This is a genomic window from Algoriphagus aquaeductus, from assembly GCF_003253485.1.
GTDB classification, from domain to species: Bacteria; Bacteroidota; Bacteroidia; order Cytophagales; family Cyclobacteriaceae; genus Algoriphagus; species Algoriphagus aquaeductus.
The window spans coordinates 20,294-38,524 of sequence record NZ_QKTX01000001.1; the positions used below are offsets into that span (position 1 = coordinate 20,294).

Here is an 18,231-nt window from a genome sequence, read left to right on the forward strand (position 1 = left end):
GTAAAACTAAACCTAGAAAAATGAAAACACTTCAAAAAGCACTACTGGCTCTTACCTTGGTGACCCAATTTCCCCTATCGATAAGCGCACAGGAAAAGGATCAACAGGCATGGGAGAAATCTCCTCTTTCCAAATTTGAATCACGAAATCTTCCGCTCTCCCAATCTGATACAGTAGATTTTCAGATTTCCTGGATTCCATTTATCGGTACCAATGGTCTTCATTCGGGCAATGTGGTCAATAGGGTTTCTTTCAATGTATTGGGGGGGTACTCCGCAGGAACTGCCTCAGTGGAGCTTTCAGGACTATTTGCCGTAAATCGGGGAAACATGCAAGGGGTACAGCTTTCCGGTTGGTTTAATCACGTGGGGCAAGCAGTCGATGGGGTTCAGCTGGCAGGATTGTTCAATTCAAATTTGGATCAGGTAAAAGGAGTGCAGTTGGCCGGATTGGGCAATTTCACTATTGGAGAAGTCGATGGGATACAGTTGGCTGGGGTGATGAATTTTTCGCCCAAAAGCGTTTCGGGTGCTCAGATTTCGGGAGTGCTCAATTTTGCCGGAGGAGAAGTGGAAGGAATGCAGCTGGCCGGAGTTGGCAATTTTGCAGCTAAAAACATCAAAGGTTCCCAACTCTCTTTGGTGAATTTTGCCCGGAAAGTAGATGGATTCCAGCTCGGGCTGATCAACTATGCCGACAGTGTCGGTGGAGTCCCGGTGGGATTGATTTCAATAGTGAAAAATGGGTACCTGGCAGTGGAAGTAGGCGCCACCGAAATTCTTCCTCTCAACCTTGCAATCCGGTCCGGAAAAAGAGAATTCTATACCATGCTTTTTGCTGGGATTCGCCCGGAGATCCGTTCTCAAGCGATATGGTCTTTTGGATATGGAGTAGGTACCTCACCACGATTGGGACAGAAAACTTTTTTGAACATCGAGGGAAGCACCGAACAGTTAAGCAAAGGAGAAGTAGAGGCACTTAACCTCATCAGTAGATTGTATGTAGGAGGGGAGTGGCAGCTTGCCAAAGGAATGGCTATCTATGCCGGCCCAACCCTCAACTTTAGGGTCTATGAAGCTGGGTATGCCGGACACCCGGAACTTTTTACCTATACCCAACACAAAGTGAGAAACGAGCGATCCTATCCCGATGACATTCGAAGCCAATGGTGGACAGGATTCAAAGCGGGATTTCGCTTTTTCTGATTACCGCATACCAATTGCCCTTTATTGATAAACTAAGCCAACACGATGAAAATTTTTGCCTTTTTCCCGGCGGTGATCTTGGTGCTCACCGTTGGGGGGCTTTTTGCCCAAACGCCCACCCAAACCCTCCGGGGTAAGATCAGCGATCAAGTCACTCAGGCGCCCATGATGGGAGCTTCAGTGATCATTTTAGGTTCGGAACCTCTTTTAGGAACGACGACGGATCTCGATGGAGAATTTGCAATCACCAAAGTTCCCGTAGGTACCTATTCGTTAAAAATCAGCTTTATCGGCTACAGGGATTTGATTTTGCCGGCGGTAATTCTCAATTCAGGGAAAGAAACGGTACTTCAGTTGTCCTTGGAAGAAAACATTTCGGAGATACAGGAATTTGTAGTCACAGCCTCAGAAAAGGACCGGACCATCAATGACATGATTTCAGTTAGTGGGAGGACCTTTTCGGTAGAGGAAACCCGAAAGTTTGCCGCCGCGGTCAATGACCCGGGAAGAATGGCTACTTCTTTTGCCGGCGTGGTCGGAACAGATGATGGCAACAACAATATTTCCATCCGGGGCAACAGTCCCAATGGTTTGTTGTGGAGAATGGAGGGGATCGATATTCCCAATCCCAACCATTTTGTCAATCCGGGATCCTCTGGAGGAGGCATTTCCATTCTGAGCTCTCAATTGCTTACCAATTCGGATTTTATTACCGGAGCTTTTGCGGCAGAATATGGCAATGCGCTTTCAGGAGTCTTTGACCTTAGTCTCCGGAAAGGGAATAACCAGAAGCGGGAGTACACCTTCCAGGCCGGTTTGTTGGGAACGGATATTGCCATGGAAGGGCCTTTTTCAAAAAAGTACAAAGGTTCCTATCTGATCAATTACCGATATTCAACCCTTTCCTTATTGTCGAAGCTAGGGGTACCCTTGGGAGATTTTGTAACCAATTTTCAAGATCTTTCCTTCAATTTTTTTATGCCAACCGGTTTAAAAAGCAGCATTTCGGTTTTTGGATTTGGAGGCTTGAGTGATCAGAAAAGCCAGGCCGAAGCCGATTCCCTGGCATGGAAGGAAGATTTCCAAAGATACAATTCCACCTTTTTTTCCAATACGGGTGCTTTGGGAATCAAACACAGTTACATGCTGGGGAAGTCCAGTTTTTTACAAACCACACTATTGGCTTCGGGAAATGAAATTGGGAGTAGTCTTGATCGGTTGGATGAAAGGTATCAAAGTCAGCCAAGGGCACGGGAGGGATTTAGTAATTCAAAAATCACCCTGAGCTCGGTGCTTAATACCAAACTTTCGGCCAAAGCTAGTCTCCGATCAGGGATCTACCTCAATCAATTGTATTACAACATGAGAGAATCTGGATATGAGGAGGATTCGGAGGAGATGAGAACCAAAATTGATGCTCAGGGCAATAGCCAGACGGTCCAGGCTTTTGCTCAGCTGAACCTGCGAACATCAGATCGGCTTACATTGAATATGGGGCTTCATTACTTACAGTTTTTGCTCAATCAGTCCAGGTCTCTTGAACCAAGGTTGGGATTGAATTTTCAGTGGGATGAAAAGCAAAGGCTGAGTTTTGGGTATGGACTGCATAGTCAAATTCAGCCATTGGGCACCTATTTCGCCCGGTTGAATCAAAACGGGGAAGAAAATATGCCCAATAAAAATCTGGATCTGAGTAAATCGCATCACTTGGTGCTTGGATATGACCGGAGCCTTAGTCCTTATGTGAGACTCAAAGTGGAGACTTACTACCAGCACCTTTACCAAATCCCCGTAAAACCCGGTTCCGGCGAGACGTACTCCATAATCAATCAGCAATGGGGATTCATGTCCGAGCCGCTTGTGAATACGGGACTGGGGAAAAACTACGGGGTAGAGTTGACACTGGAGCAGTTTACCTATCGTAATCTTTATTTCTTGCTATCCGGATCCCTATACAATTCACTATATCAGACCGAAGAAAAAGTCTGGCGAAATACAAGGTTCAATGGCAACGCCAATTTGACCTTTACCGGGGGAAAAGAATTCAACTGGAGGAAAAACAGGGTGTTTGGAGTAAATATCAAAGCAATTTACGCCGGGGGCCTGAGAGACACTCCGATCGATTTGGAGGCTTCCCTTGATCGGGGAGAGGCGGTTTATGAACAAGAAGAAACATTCGAAATAAGAAATCCCGCCTATTTCAGAGCAGATCTTCGATTCAGTTACAAAGTAAATAAACCCCGATCTACACGGATTTGGGCTTTGGATATTCAGAATGCAACCAATCGCAAGAATGTCTTTGGTTCTTATTTTGAGCCACTTTCCGGAGAAATCAAAACCGCTTACCAAGCTCCTTTGATCCCGGTATTGAGTTATCGGGTGGAATTTTAAGAGGTAGCCCACTCCTAATCAAAAGGAAGGCTCTGCTCGGGTCGGATGTACAATCCGACCCGAGTAGGTCATGGGATTTGCATTCCCAAACCAAACCACGACTGGGGCAAATTTTCCTATTTCTAGGCAGTCTTCAGAGTGCCCGGTCTTTGACTCTTTGCCGCCGTGACTCTTTGCCGCCGAGAGTGTCCGCACTCCCGGCTTTTATCAGCAGTTGATGTCCTGCTTCTTCCGTTCCTCCGTTCCTCGACATTTGCAATGTCGAGGTCTTGTCATAGGATTTGCAATCCGACAACTAACCTGCCTACTTTTTTCGCAGCTGGGTTGTGCCTGTTTTCCTGCTTCTCCAGAAGCTGGACCCTATCCATCGACAACTGGACAACCACTTACACCTTACAGTTTACAACTAACCAATGCCGCTCTCTCGCTGCCTTGAGTGTCCTCACTCACGCTCTCATGTTGTCTATAATCAGCACCCTACCGACGAGAGTAGGGAAGTTCGAAGCAATCTTTCCAAAATCTTGGGAATAGTAGTCTACGGGCAGAATAACTTATAATCATGATCGAAATAATGTTTAGACTCCGCCAATCCCTTTTTGACTTTTCAGAGAGTGTAACAATTCCCTAATGGTAAATTGAATTTTTGATAAAAATTGACCGTCTTTTTAAAAAAAATACGTGAAGTAACTTCATGATCATATCATCCTGACTTTCCTCCAACCCGGATTTCCCAACCTAATTTTGAGGATTATTCATTCATTTTAAACCTATTATCCATGGGAAATTTTACGATTTTAAAAAGGACTAATTCGCTGCCATTTTGGATTTTAAGCGGATGGTGCTTTTTGGTTTTGAGTCTTTCGGAACTCTCTGCCAAACCAGTTAAAGCCGATTCTTGGGACAATTACCGGGAACTCGTCACAGGCTCTGTCAAAGACGAAACTGGGGCGCCATTACCCGGAGCCTCTGTATTGGTAAAAGGTACTACTTCAGGCACGATTACAGATCTTGAGGGAAATTTTAGTCTGGAAGTGAGTTCAGGTGCTGTCCTGGTAATTTCCTATTTGGGTTATTCCACCAAAGAAATTGCAGTAGGCGAGCAAGCCAATCTTAGTGTCCAACTCGAACCTGAAAGTTCCCAATTAAATGAAATCGTGGTTGTAGGATACGGTACCCAAAAACGATCCGATTTGACCGGTGCCATCGGCTCAGTCAAGCAGGAAAGCTTTAACAAAGGGGTGATCACCAATCCTGTGGACCTCCTTCAGGGTAAAGTAGCCGGAGTTAACATTACCTCAACCAGTGGAGAACCAGGTGCCAACCAAAATGTAATTATCAGAGGGATAGGAAGTTTGAGATCAGGGACGCAGCCGCTATATGTCCTTGATGGATTTCTGTTGGATAATTCTGATACCGGAATAGCATCCAATCCACTCAATTTTCTCAATCCCAATGACATTGAAAGTATAGATGTCCTGAAGGATGCAAGTGCAACGGCTCTTTATGGCTCTAGAGCATCCAATGGGGTGATAGTGATTACTACCAAAAAAGGAAAGGCAGGCTCATCTCAAGTGAACCTATCCGCATCTACTGCCTGGTCGGCCATGTCTAAGCAAATCGACGTCTTTGGAGCAGAGGAGTTTCGCCGACAAGTGATTGCAGTAGGAGGTGCTTTGGAAGATTTTGGTGGTGACACCCGTTGGCAGGATGAATTGACCCAGGTGGGCTTATCCCAAGACTATAGTCTTTCGATGAGCGGCGCCAATACCGAGCGGTTTTCCTATTTCGCCTCGGTCGGTTATCAGAGCCAGGAAGGAATCTTGAAGAATTCGGATCTGAAACGCTACTCGGGAAAGCTGAATATGAACCAAAAAGCGTTGAATGGAAGGCTATTGGTGGATTATAACCTGACGGCTTCTTTCACAGAAAATCTGCGTCCGGCAATCGGATCCATCATCAGTGACATGCTTTACCTCAATCCGACAATTCCTGCTTTCACGGATGGAAAGCCAACCTTACTCAATACCAATGCGCTCAATCCGATCAAAAGAAATGAATTGTACAGTGATGATGCCGCCAATAACAGAATATTAGGCACTATTTCTCCATCTTTTGAACTGTTTGAAGGGCTTACCTACAAGCTCAACCTTGGTGTGGATTATTCTAATACCAGCCGATATATTCAATACAGACCCTTCAATGAGGTAGTAAATGAATCCAATGTTTCGGATGGTACCCTTGAAGAGCTGATTTCAGCCAACACCAATAGTCTGATCGAAAATACCCTGACGTACAACTGGAATAATTACAAGCACAATTTCACAGTTTTGGCTGGGCATTCTTACCAGACCTTTTTGGATGAATTCCGAAGAACAGCTTCCAGAGGATTCGCCGCAAACAATATAGAGCCAAGGTATCAGGATCATAACAGTACCAGTGAATTTCCAACCACGGTAAACTCATCAGCAGTCAAAAACGAACTTCAGTCATTTTTTGGCCGCCTGAACTACGTTTATGATGAAAAATACCTCTTCACCGCCACGTTTAGAGCAGATGGATCCTCCAAATTCGGGGATAACAACAAATATGGCTATTTCCCATCTTTTGCTTTAGGTTGGAATATCTCCAAAGAGGATTTCATGGCCAATTCCGTTTTTAACAATCTGAAACTGAGAACCAGCTGGGGTCAAACCGGAAATCAGGAAATTCCTTCAAAAATCACCAAAGCAAGCTATTCGGAAGATCGATTGGCAAACGGATCGGGAAGCTTGAATACCTATCCCATCGATACAGACGGGAATACCTTGGATAGCTATCCTTATGGGATTGTCTTTACCCGACTTGCCAACCCAAATCTTCAATGGGAAGTTTCTACTCAGTTTGACCTGGGGTTTGACTTTGCATTTTTGGATTATCGCCTGACCGGTGCCGTAGATTATTTCAATAAGGTTTCTTCAAACATTTTGTTGGAAGTAGTTCCTCCAGATCCGGTACAGCCCACTTCCACTTATTGGAATAACATTGAGGGAATGAAGATCTATAACCGTGGAATTGAACTGTCTCTGAATTACAGCAACAAACCCAAAGGGTCATTTTCATACGAAATTGGTGGAAATGTGACCTTTATTCAGAATGAGGTTAGAGATTCGCCTTATTCCGTCCTGACGACAGGGGCCGCTCAAGGTGCTGGCCAAACCGGTGCGACAATCAACGGATATATCAATAATCAGCCAATCGGGGCATTCTACATGCTTCAATTTGACGGAATTGGCGAAGATGGATTGAACAGGTTTGTGGATATCAATGGCGATGGAAGAATTTTGGACAACGACAGAAGTGTGGTAGGAAGTGCCATTCCCAATCTGATCTATGGATTCAATTCCAATTTCAGATACAAAGGGTTTGATTTGGGACTGAATTTTAATGGTGCCTCTGGCAACAAAATCTATAATCACACGACCATGTCTCTGTTTACCAAGGGACAGCTTTCTCGATCCAACAATACCACGGATTTTGCGGTGCAATTCCCTGAGGAATCATTTAACAACTCCAATACAGTTTCCACCCGATTCTTGGAAAATGGCTCATTTTTTAGGCTGAATAACGCCACCTTGGGCTATACACTTAATCCGGCAAGAATGGGAATGGGTAATGCTTTGCAGACAATCAGACTTTCCCTTACCGGTCAGAATTTATTCGTAATCACCGATTACACAGGTTTTGATCCTGAGGTGAATACCGGGGCTACTTCAGGAGGTATTCAGACTTTCGGTATTGATAGATTTACCTATCCCAGAGCAAGGACTTTTATGGTTAATCTAAATGTCACCTTTTAATTTCTTAATAATTCCTAGAGAAAATCTTTAAACGCTTGAAGCAAATGAAAATTCTTAAGTATATAAAACTCACTCCTGTAGCACTCTTTTTTCTCGGATTTCTGAGTTGCACCGATCTCAATGAGGAAATTTTGGACGAATCTCTTACCGGTACCGGACAGGCTGAAATAGTCAGCGGCTCCATTGCCCCTGTTTATGGCATGTTGAGACAAGTTTGGTTGCACACGGCTAATTTTGGACTACAAGAAGTAGCCTCTGATGAGGGTATTTTGCCTTATCGTGGTGGAACAGACTGGTTTGACGGCGGAAAATTCATTGCTGTTCACCAGCATTTGATGACTCCGGGAAACAGTCTTGTAGGGGATACCTGGACCTTTATCACCCTCGCTTTATCCCGTGCGGTAGCAGCCGAAGAACAACTCGGACTGGAAGTAGCCAATGGAAATACCAGTGCCCAAAATCCACTTTACGAAATGATAGCCATCAAAGCCTATCTAAACCTATTGGCTTTAGATAACTGGGGTATTGTATTCAGAAAGGATAAATCTGATCAGCAGTCTGTGATTTTGAGAAGACAGGAGGCGGTGGATTACCTGGAGTCACAGTTGCTCTCAGTCGTAAATACCATCAGCTCCACAAACGGTCCCGGTCGGGTGACCAAGCATGCAGTGGAAGCTTTATTGGCAAGACTTTACCTGAATGCAGCCGTTTACCGGGATCCGTATGGAACTCCCAATTTCAGGGCAGAGGATATGGATAAAGTCATCCAATATACCAACAGCATTATAAATGGACCTTTCGCGCTTTCTCCGGAATATTTTGATTTATTCAATGATAATAACAATACCAATCGGGAGATCATCTTTTCATTGGACCAACGTGGTGTCCTTCAGACAGAACATAGCCGATGGCAATACTGGTCGGTTTCGGGGGATCAGATTCCCCGGCCCGAGTTCCCGAATACCCGCGGAACTGACGCGGTGGCCGCTACGCCGGATTTTATTCAGACCTGGTATGCTGCCTATGGTAATGTAGACCCGGCAAAAGCAGATGCTCGTTTTTTCCAGGAAAATACCCTTATTCCCGCGGAACTCAGGGACCTGACAGGGATAAATCCCAACAATGACTCCAATCATTATTTCTGTGTAGATGCCAAATCCTTTGAAATGGATCGTGGAATTCTACGGAATGTGATTTGGGGACCTCGAAAAGACGGAAGCGGAAATATCATCCGATGTGAAGATGGAAGAGTAAGGATTTATCCGGTAATCAACCGAAGAAGCAGCGGAGCCAATATCCGCTATGTAGACCATACCCTCCAAGTTGATTTTACCAACCAGGGAAGCCTTCACAATACCGGTCATAGGTTTGCCAAATACCAGTTTAGCAGGACTGCTCCGGATTGCTGCAGCAGAAGCAGTGTGGACATCGTTTTGATCCGATTGGGTGAAATATACCTCATGAGAGCAGAAGCCAAAATGAGAAAAGGAGATTCTGCAGGTGCTTTGGCGGACATCAATGTGCTCAGAACTTCCAGAAATGCCAGACCATCCCAAACTCCCGCACCTTTGACTTCTCTTGATCTCAATACACTTTATCGTGAATCAGGATTCGAACTCTATTGGGAAGGTCATAGAAGAACCTATCAAATCCGCTTTGGAAAATATGAGGATAGCTGGACTGAAAAAACAGACCGGGATGTCAACAAGCGGTTGTTTCCAATTCCTCAGAGAGCCATAGATGGGGCATCAAATATCGAAGGGTTTCTGGTACAGAATCCCGGTTATTAATTTCTATTAGGGTAACAAGGGAAAAGCCGGTCAGTCTCTGATCGGCTTTTTTCAGTAAAAATCTCAAATAGACCTTCTTATTGGATTGAATGGAGGTATTATCTGAATTCAATGTGGCTAATGTTGGAAATACGTAAATTTACTTTGTTCAAAGCAGAAAGTATTTCCGCCCAAGCCTTCAAGCAAAGTTCAAGGTTATGGGATCGTTTCGGAAGATGGCTCCGGTATTATGATTTGGTTAATTCAAGCAATCAGCACACTTTTTTCAGGTCGTTCTGAAGCGGGGTTTCTATTTTTGCGTTATGAAACGATCCTTAATTTTGGGGTTAACCCTAGCATTGCTTATTGTTCAGTCACTTTTTGCACAGCAGACATTTCAGCTCCATTCCCACAATGATTACGAACAAACCGTTCCTTTTTGGACTGCATTTAGTGCAGGATGTGCTTCAATAGAAGTCGATTTGTTTTTGCAAGAGGGGCGACTCATGGTAGCCCACGAGCAGGAATCTATCCGGCCAAACCGTACTCTTCAGTCTCTTTATCTCGATCCTATCCAACAAGGGATAGAATCAGGATTGATCGATTCGATCGGATTTCATTTGATGTTGGACCTGAAAACAGATGGAAACTCCACCCTGGCTCAAGTAGTAGAAGTTACTAATGCCTACCGGGAAATGATGTATTCCGTCCAAAACCCTTCAGGATTGAAATTGGTGATTTCAGGCAATAGACCTCCAGTCCAGGAGTACCAGGCCTATCCGGAATGGATATTTTTTGATTATCAAAATCGTAACCTTACTTCAGATTTGCCATGGGAAAAAATAGCCATGGTCAGTTTGAGTTTTAGGGGCTTTTCTGTATGGAATGGTAAAGGAAGAATGGTACAGGAAGAAAAAGTCAAATTGGAGGATTTCATTGCAAAAGTGCACAGGTTTCACAAGCCTGTACGCTTTTGGGCTTCTCCGGATGGGAAAACTGCCTGGAAAGCTTTTGCTCAAATGGGTATCGACTACATCAATACGGACCGTCCGATCCAAGCTGCAGAGTATCTTTCGACCTTGAGTCGCAATATATTTCAACCTGAATCCCCTCATCAAATCTACCCGCCTTCCTATGCTACAGATGGTGCGTCCATTCCTGTAAAGCAGGTGATTTTAATGATAGGTGATGGAAATGGACTGGCTCAAATCTCCTCCGGATTAGTGGGAAATGGAGGCTCTCTGAATCTCTCCCAAATCAAAAATATGGGCTTGGTTCAAACCCATGCAGCGGATGATTTTACCACCGATTCTGCAGCTGGTGCCACGGCTTTTGCCACAGGAGTCAAAACAAATAACCGGCATATAGGGGTGGATCCTAAGGGGGCACCTTTGCCTACGATCACAGAAATCCTCTCCGAAAAGGGATTTTCCACCGGGATCATTACCACAGACCAATTGACCGGAGCAACACCTGCTTCCTTTTATGCCCATCATACAGAGCGTGATGATTCCGATATTTTGAGTTCATGGTTACCTAAAAGTTCCCTTAATCTCTTCATTGGTGGAGGTAAAAGGGATTTTCAGCGATTTGGATCGGATCGAATTGCCCAATTGGATAGTGCGGGATTTGAGTTGATTGACAACCTTGATTTGATCACTTTTTCTGCCGCATCAAAGTTGGGTTATTTTGCTGCAGAGGCTTCCTTGCCCTCCATGGAAAAAGGTAGAGGAGGATTTTTATCCAAAGCGTCTTCAAATGCATTGAAATTTCTGTCAGGTAAGGAAAAGCCTTTCTTTTTAATGATAGAATCAGCCATGATTGATTCGGGAGGTCATGGGAATTGTACCTCCATGATTGTGACCGAAATGCAGGACTTTGATCAGGCCATTGGAGAGGTGATGAAATGGGTGGATACTCATCCGGGGGCATTGTTGATCGTCACGGCGGATCATGAGACAGGGGGAGTTTCAATTCCACAGGGAGATGTAGTCAATCGGGAAGTTGAGCTGGGTTATTACAGTGATGATCACACCGGAATTTTGGTTCCGATTTTTGCATATGGAGCACAATCAGGGGAGTTCAAGGGTTTTATGGACAACACAGAAGTTTTTGAAAAAATGATGAAGGTGCTAACGGTGAATCAGTAGGCTTGAGTACTCTTGGATGGCTATGTATTCCTAGGTTTCGGGAAATTAAGCTTCAAACTTTAGCATTATTTCTGTTCCTTCCGCTCCTCGACATTTGCAATGTCGAGGTCCTGTCATAGGATTTGCAATCCGACAACTAAGCTGCCTGCCGGGTTGTGCCTGTTGTCCTGCTTCTCCAGAAGCTGGATTCGATCTGTCGCCAACTGGACATCAGGACAACCACTTACTTCTTACAATTTACAACTTACCAAGGCCGCCATCTATGACTCAAAAAAACTTCAGATTGGGCTGTCGAGGTCTTGTCATAGGATTTGCAATCCGACAACTAAGCTGCCTGCCGGGTTGTGCCTGTTTTCCTGCTTCTCCAGAAGCTGGACCCTATCCGTCGACAACTGGAAAACCCGACAACCTCCATACATCCTAAACCCTTACTCCCCAACCCCCATACCTCTTCTTGTTTTCCTGCTTCTCCAGAAGCTGGACTCGATCTGTCAACAACTGGACAACTGGACAACCACTTACTTCTTACAATTTACAACTTACCAAGGCCGCCATCTATGACTCAAAAAAACTTCAGCTTTTTTTCTTAGCGATCTTGAAAAGCTCAATCGAAGAATCAAGGAATGAAGTCCCGAAAGAGCTAAACCTCTGATCAACTTAAATCTTGGAGTTCTTTGCGGTAAAAAACACTCCGCCTGCTTGTACCCAAAGTCTCTAAACTGTCCTGTAACCCCGACAACCCGATAACCCGATGCTTCGACTAGGCTCAGCACTGACAACTGGACAACCCGACAACCTCCATACTTTCTAACTCCCATACCTCCAAACTCCGATACTCCCCATTTCCCAACCTCGACCTTCAATAGTTCCTATCTTACCGTCGATGCTTCGTAAAGCCGCCCATTACCATCCCCATCACCCTTACTTTTCCCCATCTGGGCAGAAACCAAAGTGCTCCTTTTAAAATCTTGGTCAAAGTCCCAGGAAAAACGGTCCCTTTTTTACCCAAAGCAGATAATATGGGAAGGGCTATTTCTTCGGGAGTTAACGTTTTTCCCATGACCATTTTGGCACGGGTAGCAAAGCCGCTCCCTACAGGCCCCGGGCAAGCTGCCAAAACATCGATTCGATTCTGACCAAGTTCCTGTTGAAGTCCTTCAGCCAAAGTTTGGATATAGGCCTTGGTCGCAGCATAATTTGCGGCAAATGGTACACCTTGAAAAGCCACAATAGAACTTAAGAAGATAATTCCCCCTTTCCCTCTTTCAGAGAAGCGCAGGGCAAAGGCCTGACTTAGGATCAAAGGTGAAAGAATATTGACATCAATCATCTCAGATTCTTCGAGCATATCACCCTGCAAAAACAATCCGGAGGTCCCAAATCCTGCCGAAAGAACCAAAAGACCTACAGGTAAATCTCTGGTTTTGTCCAAAACCTGCTGGTTTCCACCTGTGTTGCTCAAGTCTGCCACGATGATCTTGGTCTGTGAGAAATATTGATTCTCGATCTTTTGACCCAATTCAGCAAGGGAGGGCTGGTTTCTTCCAACCAGAATAAGATCAAATCCGATTTTAGCCAATTCTATCGCCAATGCCCTTCCGATGCCCGAACTAGCACCGGTGACTACCGCCCAGTTGCCATATTTTTGCAGAAAGATATTTTTTTCGGAAAGCTTCATGGGAGAATCTCGGTTTGGATTGCTAACGCCCGATTTTTATGCTCCACTCTGGTTTTGAGCTGCTGAAGCCAATCTTCATGCTGTTTGAAAAGTTTTTTCGGTTGAAAGAGTTTTTCCAATACAGTCAACCAACCGTTTTGACTTTCGGCAGTTACCACCAGGCAACCTGATGCGGTAGGGATCAGCAGCCACCCATGGTAAGCTTGAATACTCTTTTTGATAGATATCCAGCTCAAGCGAGAACCCTCCTCATATTCCCGAACCTCTGATCGAAAATCCAATCCCATCGTTTTCCATGAAAATTGTGAATCGGGCAGCAGAATTCCATTAGATATACTATCTAGTATTTGCAGCTCTGAAGCACCTGTGTACCACTCTTGCCAAGATTCCGCCCGGATCAGTTCCTCCCAGACTTGAATAGGAGGAGCCAGGATTTCAATGCGGTTTTCAACGTAAAATGAAGCCTTTTCCTTGGAATAACCCGGAGGCCAATGGATGACAGGTTCTTGCTGGGCAAAGCTGAATGACGAGCCCAATGCCAGCCAAAGCATTAAGCCAAAAAGGATTGTTTTCATGGTCAAATTAGTTTATTTCCCAAAGCTAATTCTGACCCTTTCCTCAAAACGATAACATTTGTTTAGACTTCAGCAGGAGGGATTTACCTTATCCTTTTGCTTTTTTAAGGCGACTTAGATGCACCGGTGTGATCCCCAGGTATGATGCAATCATATGTTGGGGAACGCGCTGATGGATTTTTGGAAAAATGGATTCCATCAATTCATACCGTTCTTTTGGGGTACGGGAATAATTGTTTTTAACCCGGTTATCCTGGTAAATGAAGTAAAACTCGGCGACCTTCCTGCCAAATTTATCACCTTCTCTCATAGACTGATATCCCCATTCAATGGCGCTTCGGGGCATGACTACTACTTCCAAAGGTTCCAATGCCTGTAGGGTATAGATGCCCGGCTGTTGAAGTAAAAAACTAGAATAATCAGCTACAAATTGATTTTCGCTGGCAAAATGGATGGTATGCTCAATTCCATTAGCATCGGTGACAATCACCCGTAAAATTCCACTTGCAATAAAAAAAACTTCCTGCGGGATCTTGCCAGGCAAACTCAATACTTCATTTTTATGAAACTTTTTGAAGGAACACAAGGAAATAAGTTGATCCAATTCCTGTGGGTCTGCATGAATAAGGCCTAAGATAGCATTCCTAAATTGTGTTGTCATCGGATTCAAAATGCTCAATTTAAGGATTCCAAAAATAAATTTAAGTTCACCATAGCGGTTTTTTCCTGTGTTCTTTGCTTCTCCAGGAGCTGGACCTCCGCTGGGCCGATCCCGACAGCTCGGGATGTAATTCGACCCTAATATCCTAGGGATTTGTAATCCCATATTCCTTTGGAGCAAGTCTAACTTCCCCGTTCCTCCCCGTTCCTCGACAATTGCAATGTCGAGGTCCTGTCATAGGATTTGCAATCCGACAACTCAGCTGCCTACCGGGTTGTGCCTGTTTTCCTGATTCTCCAGAAGCTGGACTTGATCTGTCAACAACTGGACAACTGGACAACCACTTACACCTTACAGTTTACAACTTACCAAGGCCGCCATCTATGACTCAAAAAACTTCAGCTTTTTTTCTTAGCGATCTTGAAAAGCTCAATCGAAGAATCAAGGAATGAAGTTCTGAAAGAGCTAAACCTCTGATCAACTTAAATCTTGGAGTTCTTTGCGGTAAAAAACACTCCCCCTGCTTGTACCCACAGTCTCTAAACTGTCCTGCAACCCCGACAACCCGACAACCCGATAACCCGAAAACCTCCATACTTCCTAACTCCCATACATCCTAACCCCCATACTTCCTAACTCCCATACTCCCCAGCTCCCATACCTCCCAACCCCCATACCTCCATGCCTCTTTTCCATTGCGCTGGAACCATTCATTGTTTTCCAAATTATGACCCTACACCCGTTGGTGGAATTTTTTCCATTGAAAAACCCAAATGGCTATAGATTAGAGATGTCTTAAGACTAAAAACTCTTTTTCCCGAAATAGGCAATGGATTTATCTCAAAGGCAAATCTTTGGCTATATTTCCCAAGCTCTAAGCCTTTTGCCAAACCTTTACCCTTCGTATGCAAACCCTTCTAGTTTGTTTGACAGCTATCTTTTTACAAGCCCCATCCCTGGTCGACAGCTTAAAAAAAGAAGTAAATAAAGCATCAGATCCAGGATCCAAAGCTGAAGTTTACTATCAACTGGCCAGAGCTTACTATGCTTCTGATCAAGATTTGGCAATCTCCTATGCAGATTCAGCTTTTGCTCTGGCAGAGCGCCTCGGGAATGAAAAACTAAAGGCCAATACGCTCAATATCAAGGGAGTGTCCTCTTTGATCAAATCAGATTATGAGACGGCCATGAAATCGCATTTGGATGCCCTGGCTATCCGGGAGCAAATGCAGGATACAGTAGGATTATTGGAGTCTCATCTAAATCTGGGAAATATCCTTTACCGAACGGGTAGTGCCCGGGAGGCGGCTGTTCGATACCGCAAAGCGCTTCACTATGCCAGGCTTTCGGGCAATCAGCGCGGTCAGGGATTGTTGTTTAACAACCTGGGAAGCTACTTCAAAGACCTCTGGGCAGAGACGGATGATCCTTCGGACCTGGATTCGGCAAGGTTTTACCTTCTCAAAGCGCTGGAGACCAAAAAGTCCCTTGGCGATTCCAGAGGTACGATCAATACCCTTAATCTGCTTTCTGAAATTGAACGAATGGAAAAGGACCTTCCCGAAGCTGAAAAATACCTCAAACAGGCTTTGGAGCTTTCCTCAGGACTGGAGGATCTGGAGCTTCGGATTTCATTGCTTTCCGAATTGACTGAATTTAATCTGGAATTGGGAAAGGGAGCTGAGGCACTCAATTTTTCCAAACAGGCCTTGAATTTGGCCGAGGGGATGAAGTCACTTTTTCATATCAGCTCAGCGGCAGGCTTGGTCTCCAGCTCCTATGAGGCGCTGGGTGATTACAAAAATGCCCTGCAGTTCGCCAAAAAGAAACTTCAAAGCATACAGGAGCTCCGGACCGAGCAGAATAAAGAGATCACAGAGGAACTGCTGATAAAATATGAAACAGAAAAAAAGGAACTCGAAAACCAACGGTTGACCAAAGAGCAAGAGTTTTTGGACCTCAGCATCAAGCGGAAAAATGAGCTGCTCTTGGGTGCAGGAGTGCTGTTGATTGGACTTGTTGGAACTTGGATCTTTCAAAGGAGGAAAAATGAACAGCTGGCAAAGGCCCATAAGGAAACCAAAAGTTTGCTGGTCCAACTTCAATCAAAGAATGAGGAAATTGAAAATCAGGCCAAAAAACTGCATGAATCCAATTTGGCCTTGACTGAATCCAATAGAATCAGGCAACGCTTGTTTTCGGTCCTCTCTCACGATCTCAAAACACCCCTGAGCTCACTCAGTGCCATACTGGACATTTGGAAAAAAGAATTGATTTCTCAAACAGAACTTGAGGAAATGCTGCCAAAAGTGACTGGCCAAATCAGCACCGTTCAGAGTTTGATGGATAACCTTTTGGAATGGGCTCAGGCTGAACTCGACCACAGCCAAATCATGAATTCCAGCCTTAATCTGAGGGAGACTGTGGAGGAGGTGATGAGCCAGCTCTCCTCGGTTTGGGAATCCAAAGAGATAACCCTTGTTAACCAAATTCCTCCTTCGCTTACCTTGGTTTCGGATAGGGACCGACTAAGTTTCGTTCTGAGAAATTTGATTTCCAATGCAATTAAATATACGCCTCCATCAGGCGTAGTTACCATATTTTTCGACTCTACAGAAGGAAACAGAATAGGGATAAAAGATACCGGAGTGGGAATGTCAAAAGAGAAAATTGATTCTTTATTCAAGAGGAGACAGTTTTCCCAACTGGGAACCCAGGGGGAAAAAGGTACCGGTGTAGGTCTGTTGCTCTGTCAGGAGTTTTCCAATAGTCTGGGAGCTTCGCTGGAGGTAGAAAGTGAAATAGGAATGGGATCTACGTTTTCAATAAAGTGGGATGGGGATCTCTAATCTACTTATACTGCAAAAAATCAATCTTTGGGAGATGATTAACCCTATATTTTACCTGAATTTCCAGGTTTATTTCAAATGAATTTCTTTGCCGCAGGGAGTGTCCTCATCCACGGTTCCCTTGGTGCAAGTCCATTTTTCGCCGCAGTGTGGTTGGTAGTCCTGCCTCACCAACCTTTCTCAAACTTCCTCCTGACGGCATTACCGCAATTTATTTTTGTTCAATCGACTTAAATTGTTTCTTTTGATTCATTGCATGTTCAGAAAATGTCCAAAACACCCGATACCCTCGAATACCGTCATCTCATAATCCGCCTGGTTCAGGGGGATGAACGCGCGTTTGAAGAGTTGTATAAGCTGTTTTCTGAAAAAATTTATCATATCGCCAGAAGGATGAACCTCTCTCACGAAGATGCTGAGGGAGTCGTGCAGGAGGTTTTTTTGAAGATTTGGAAAAACAGGTCAAAACTCGATCCTGAACTTTCTATCAATGCCTATCTTATTGCCATTGTCAGATCCTTGGTGATTAAGAAAGCGAAAAAAGATGCCCGATTTTTTGCGTTCCAGCAATATAAAATTCCTTTGGTTCAGCAGATTTCTTCTCCGGGGGCCGACGACGAATTGATTTTCTCGGAGTTTAGTCAACTGACCAAGGAAATCATCGAACAGCTTCCTCCCGCTCAAAAAAGGATTTTCCAACTTCGGTACTTTGAAAACCTGAGTGTGTCCGAAATCGCGGACCAGTTGAATATCTCGAAGCGAACCGTTGAAAATCAGGTCTTTCGTTCCACTTCCCTTGTCCGTGAAAAACTGACCAAACTCAAGATTATTTCTTCGGGGTTATTGTTTTTTGTGATCGATTCCCTGCTGCTGGCCTTGATGGATTGAGCTCGGTAGTTCAACAAGCAAGAGACAAGACCGAAGAATCAAAACCCTTCGATATCCGATATTAAAAAGTACGAAGTTCAAAGTTCGTGTTCTCTGGAGTTCGACATTCGATATTTATCACCTTAAATCTATCTGTCAGTCCTTGCAGATGACGCTTTAACGCTTAACAATTAACATTTAACGATCAAGAACTAACCCCGACAACTTCCAGACTCCCATACCTCCTAAC

General features: G+C 44.5%; 10 protein-coding genes. 7 read left to right on the forward strand and 3 right to left on the reverse strand.

From position 1 onward, the window contains the following. The first annotated feature begins 20 nt into the window (after positions 1-20). The 5 genes from CLV31_RS00090 (at position 21) to CLV31_RS00110 (ending at position 11,351) form a co-directional block, all read left to right on the forward strand. Entirely contained in the window at positions 21-1,205 is a 1,185-nt protein-coding gene (locus CLV31_RS00090; protein ID WP_111390842.1) for a hypothetical protein, read from the forward strand. Positions 1,206-1,250: 45 nt separating this feature from the next. Then, positions 1,251-3,596, forward strand: a complete 2,346-nt coding sequence (locus CLV31_RS00095; protein WP_111390843.1) for a TonB-dependent receptor — start codon at positions 1,251-1,253, stop codon at positions 3,594-3,596. A 776-nt stretch (positions 3,597-4,372) separates the two neighbouring features. Beyond that, positions 4,373-7,432 (forward strand): SusC/RagA family TonB-linked outer membrane protein, encoded by a 3,060-nt coding sequence (locus tag CLV31_RS00100; protein ID WP_111390844.1) that lies wholly within the window; start codon positions 4,373-4,375, stop codon positions 7,430-7,432. Positions 7,433-7,476: 44 nt separating this feature from the next. After that, positions 7,477-9,222 carry a RagB/SusD family nutrient uptake outer membrane protein gene (locus CLV31_RS00105; protein ID WP_111390845.1) on the forward strand — a complete coding sequence of 582 codons (1,746 nt, stop codon included), beginning with the start codon at positions 7,477-7,479 and terminating at the stop codon, positions 9,220-9,222. Between the two features lie 302 nt (positions 9,223-9,524). Continuing rightward, complete coding sequence (locus CLV31_RS00110; protein WP_111390846.1) at positions 9,525-11,351, forward strand: alkaline phosphatase; 1,827 nt, start codon at positions 9,525-9,527, stop codon at positions 11,349-11,351. Between the two features lie 874 nt (positions 11,352-12,225). On the opposite strand, the gene CLV31_RS00115 is transcribed toward CLV31_RS00110, so the two are convergent. The 3 genes from CLV31_RS00115 to CLV31_RS00125 form a co-directional block, all read right to left on the reverse strand. Next, on the reverse strand, positions 12,226-13,029 hold the full coding sequence (locus CLV31_RS00115; RefSeq protein WP_111390847.1) for an SDR family NAD(P)-dependent oxidoreductase: 804 nt from the start codon (positions 13,027-13,029) through the stop codon (positions 12,226-12,228). After that, positions 13,026-13,604 carry an SRPBCC family protein gene (locus tag CLV31_RS00120; protein WP_111390848.1) on the reverse strand — a complete coding sequence of 193 codons (579 nt, stop codon included), beginning with the start codon at positions 13,602-13,604 and terminating at the stop codon, positions 13,026-13,028. The genes CLV31_RS00115 and CLV31_RS00120 overlap by 4 nt, the downstream gene beginning before the upstream one ends. Before the next feature lie 88 nt (positions 13,605-13,692). Beyond that, positions 13,693-14,265 (reverse strand): Crp/Fnr family transcriptional regulator, encoded by a 573-nt coding sequence (locus CLV31_RS00125; RefSeq protein ID WP_111391248.1) that lies wholly within the window; start codon positions 14,263-14,265, stop codon positions 13,693-13,695. 905 nt (positions 14,266-15,170) lie between these two features. Here CLV31_RS00125 and CLV31_RS00130 point away from each other — a divergent pair. Together CLV31_RS00130 and CLV31_RS00135 are read left to right on the forward strand one after the other, a co-directional pair. Then, a complete protein-coding gene (locus CLV31_RS00130) occupies positions 15,171-17,114 on the forward strand; it encodes a tetratricopeptide repeat-containing sensor histidine kinase (protein WP_111390849.1) in 1,944 nt (647 codons plus the stop codon). 267 nt (positions 17,115-17,381) lie between these two features. Beyond that, positions 17,382-18,002 (forward strand): RNA polymerase sigma factor, encoded by a 621-nt coding sequence (locus CLV31_RS00135; RefSeq protein ID WP_111390850.1) that lies wholly within the window; start codon positions 17,382-17,384, stop codon positions 18,000-18,002. Positions 18,003-18,231 lie beyond the last annotated feature (229 nt).

Bases quoted from the DNA above. Each gene is read 5' to 3' on its own strand.
- CLV31_RS00090 (WP_111390842.1), top strand. From the start codon at position 21: ATGAAAACACTTCAAAAAGCACTACTGGCTCTTACCTTGGTGACCCAA.
- CLV31_RS00095 (WP_111390843.1), top strand. From the start codon at position 1,251: ATGAAAATTTTTGCCTTTTTCCCGGCGGTGATCTTGGTGCTCACCGTT.
- CLV31_RS00100 (WP_111390844.1), top strand. From the start codon at position 4,373: ATGGGAAATTTTACGATTTTAAAAAGGACTAATTCGCTGCCATTTTGG.
- CLV31_RS00105 (WP_111390845.1), top strand. From the start codon at position 7,477: ATGAAAATTCTTAAGTATATAAAACTCACTCCTGTAGCACTCTTTTTT.
- CLV31_RS00110 (WP_111390846.1), top strand. From the start codon at position 9,525: ATGAAACGATCCTTAATTTTGGGGTTAACCCTAGCATTGCTTATTGTT.
- CLV31_RS00115 (WP_111390847.1), bottom strand. From the start codon at position 13,029: ATGAAGCTTTCCGAAAAAAATATCTTTCTGCAAAAATATGGCAACTGG.
- CLV31_RS00120 (WP_111390848.1), bottom strand. From the start codon at position 13,604: ATGAAAACAATCCTTTTTGGCTTAATGCTTTGGCTGGCATTGGGCTCG.
- CLV31_RS00125 (WP_111391248.1), bottom strand. From the start codon at position 14,265: ATGACAACACAATTTAGGAATGCTATCTTAGGCCTTATTCATGCAGAC.
- CLV31_RS00130 (WP_111390849.1), top strand. From the start codon at position 15,171: ATGCAAACCCTTCTAGTTTGTTTGACAGCTATCTTTTTACAAGCCCCA.
- CLV31_RS00135 (WP_111390850.1), top strand. From the start codon at position 17,382: ATGTCCAAAACACCCGATACCCTCGAATACCGTCATCTCATAATCCGC.